Origin of the sequence: Accumulibacter sp. (assembly GCF_031732815.1) — a bacterium.
Taxonomy (GTDB): domain Bacteria; phylum Pseudomonadota; class Gammaproteobacteria; order Burkholderiales; family Rhodocyclaceae; genus Accumulibacter.
Genome location: NZ_JAVMKF010000241.1, coordinates 1 through 3,101, shown reverse-complemented (window position 1 = coordinate 3,101; position 3,101 = coordinate 1). Strand labels below are relative to the sequence as shown.

The 3,101-nt window shown below is 62.6% G+C and carries 2 protein-coding genes; one reads left to right on the top strand and one right to left on the bottom strand.

Translation table 11 applies throughout. The features are described 5' to 3' along the window. Positions 1–840 (bottom strand): hypothetical protein (locus RKP46_RS14770; RefSeq protein WP_311107342.1); only part of this gene is annotated, 840 nt, incomplete at its 3' end. 393 nt (positions 841–1,233) lie between these two features. Here RKP46_RS14770 and RKP46_RS14765 point away from each other — a divergent pair. Continuing rightward, on the top strand, positions 1,234–3,101 hold a 1,868-nt coding region (locus tag RKP46_RS14765), incomplete at its 3' end, for a DEAD/DEAH box helicase family protein (protein WP_311107341.1).

Below are 3,101 nucleotides of genomic sequence, written 5' to 3'. Positions count from 1 at the left end.
TTCCTGCTCCGGCCACGTCGCTCGCGTTCCCCCACAATTGGGGTGCATGTCGAGCAACCGCGACTCCTCTATTTTCGCCTGAACGAAGGCTTTGGGCTCGATGTCCGGTTCCTTGCCCCATCGTTCAATCAATGCCTTGCCTGTGATGTAGCGCTCATCCGGCTGGAACGCTTCAATGTCGTCGCGCCGAAACCAGCAGGCCATCAACGGGGATACGTAATCATCACCCATCGTGTGAATGAAGTGAAACCGCGGCGGCGGATCCAGTTCGTTCGCATTGGTATACGCGACCAGACCGCCTTGAGTCTCCCCCCAGAACACCCACGCGGCGACTTCTTCCGGCGTGGCGCCGAGGCGTTCGCGCAGTCGCTTCATGGCCCGCGGGTACGCGATGTACTCGAAATCCTCGTCCGTTCTCGCCGCCTCGTCTGAAAGATCGCCTGGTCGCACTTTTTCGCTACGTTCTTTGCCCGGCATGCGCTTCTCCGCCAGATCGATCCTGGCAATCTCTTCTCTCAGTTCTGCCAGTCGCGCCTCCTTCGTAGCCAGCTCCGTTGCCGTCCCTGCACCGACGCGTTCCCACTCTCTTGTCTTGGCTTCGATCTCTAGCCTCCGGGCAACCAAGTCCCACGCGGCTTGGCGTTCCGCCTCCGTGGCTGGGTCGTTCTTGTAGTCCCACTGCTGTGCAAAGTCGCGACGTTGCGCGGGGCTCAGAAGGTCCCAGCGGAGAGGGAAGAACTCCTCTTCCACTCGCTGCCGCGCGGCTGCCGGCAGATCGGCGACCGATCGCTCAAACCATCCCTCCAAGGCCTCGATCAGGCTCTTAAACCGGTCTTCCATCACTGAACCAGACGCGCCCTCGCGCCTGCCTGTAAGAACCGACAATAGTCAACCCTCATCAAGGTCTCCTCAACTTGGGCTTGCGTTGGACATTCGGGTACATTATCGCACTTGCGCCGGTGGGTTCCGAGGGGAGCACTTGGCGTCGTTGACGTTGGCGTGCTCACGCGCGCGGCGAACCCGGATTGACGAGATAGTGGCCCCCTCCGGATTGACGCGCATCGGTCCGTCGCCAACCTGCCGGCGCCCGTCATCCGCGACCACTGCGGCGATGCAACGTCACAGCTTGAATGCGGCTTTTTGAAAACCAAGAGTTGCCTCGCGGAACCCGAAAGAACACGCAAGCATGAGGACATTCACCCCGACCGGGCGAAATGACGTGGGACGAGATTCGTGAAGCTCATCCGAAACAGCGGTGCCGACCGGGTCATCGACCTCTTGCGGCCGCAGCTCAGCCCACGCTGCCAGCTTGACGTCGTCACGCCGGCTTTCTCCCTCTTCGCCTTCTCCGCGCTGCGGCGAGAGCTGGATGCACTGGCGGGATGTCGCCTCCTGCTGCCTTCAGCGACGTCGGATCTCGTAGCTCTGGAATTGGATGCAGACCGCACCGAGCGTAACCGCCTGCAGACACGTTGGTTGGCCAGGCAGCTCGCACAGTGGCTCCAGCACAAGACCGAGATACGCCGGGCCGTTGGCGCGGTTCCGCAGGGAGCTTTCGTCCTGCGCGATGGCGACGGTAGACCCCGGCAGGCACTTCTCGGCTCGCTCGCGTTCAGCACTGATGGGCTCGGGCTGACGCCCGGCAATCCGTTGAGCCTGATTCAGGCGTCAGAGACGCCAGAAGAAGCCCACCTGCTCAGTCAATGGTTCGACGCGCAGTGGTCCAGCATCTCGCCTGACGCCACTGCCAAGAACGCCCTGATTGGCGACCTAGAGGCACTCGCAGCGCATCGCGAGCCGTTCCTGGTCTACAGCCTCATCTTGTACCATCTGTTCCGCGACCGCGGCGACGACCTCGACGAAGAGCGCATCATCAGGTCCGCAACCGGCATCCGCAATACCGTGGTCTGGAAGAAGCTGTACAAGTTCCAGCGCGACGGGGTTGTCGGCGCGATCGACAAGCTGGAGCGCTACGGCGGCTGCATCATCGCCGACAGCGTGGGCCTCGGCAAGACTTTCGAGGCGCTGGCGATCATCAAGTATCACGAACTGCGCAACGATCGCGTGCTCGTTCTGGTACCCAAACGCCTGCGCGACAACTGGACGCTGTACAAGGCCAACGATCGCCGCAACTTCCTCGCGCCCGACCGCTTCAACTACGACGTGCTGAATCATACCGACCTGTCGCGCGACGATGGGCTGTCCGGCGACATCGACCTCGCGCACATCAATTGGGGAAACTACGACCTGGTCGTCATCGACGAGTCGCACAATTTCCGCAACAAGAAGACACCGCGCGCAGGCAGCGAGACCCGCTACGATCGCCTGATGCGCCGGATCATCCGCGAAGGCGTCAAGACTCGCGTGCTGATGCTGTCGGCCACGCCGGTCAACAACCGCCTGGCCGACCTGCGCAATCAGATCGCCTTCGTCACCGAGGGCGATGACACGGCACTGCTCGATCACGGCATCGGCAGCATCGACGCCACCACGCGCCTGGCGCAGAAGCAGTTCAACCGCTGGCTCGATTCCGACGACGCCGACCGAACGCCCTCGCGGCTCATCGAGATGCTCGGCTTCGACTATTTCACCCTGCTCGACCTGCTCACCATCGCCCGCTCGCGCAAGCACATCGAGAAGTACTACGGCACCGCCGAAACGGGCCGCTTCCCCGAGCGGCTGCGGCCGATCAACATCAAGGCCGACGTCGACCGGGCCGGCGAGTTCCGTTCGATCCGCGAGATCAACAGCGAGATTCGCCGGTTGAACCTAGCATCCTACGCCCCGCTTCGCTACGTCCTGCCGCATCGCCAGGCCGCTTACGACGAGAAGTACAGCACGGCCGTGCGTGGCGGCGAAGGCTTCTTCCGCCAGGCGGACCGCGAGGAGAGCCTGATCCATCTGCTTCGCGTCAACGTGCTCAAGCGCATGGAAAGCGCCGTTCCATCATTCGCGCTCACTGTCCAGCGGCAATTGCGCGACGTCGAGGCCATGCTGACGCGCATCGAGAATCACGCCGCCGAGGTGGAGGAGATGGCGATCGAGGACGTGGACCTCGATGACCCCGCCTTCGAGAGTCTGCTCGTCGGGCGCAAGGTGAA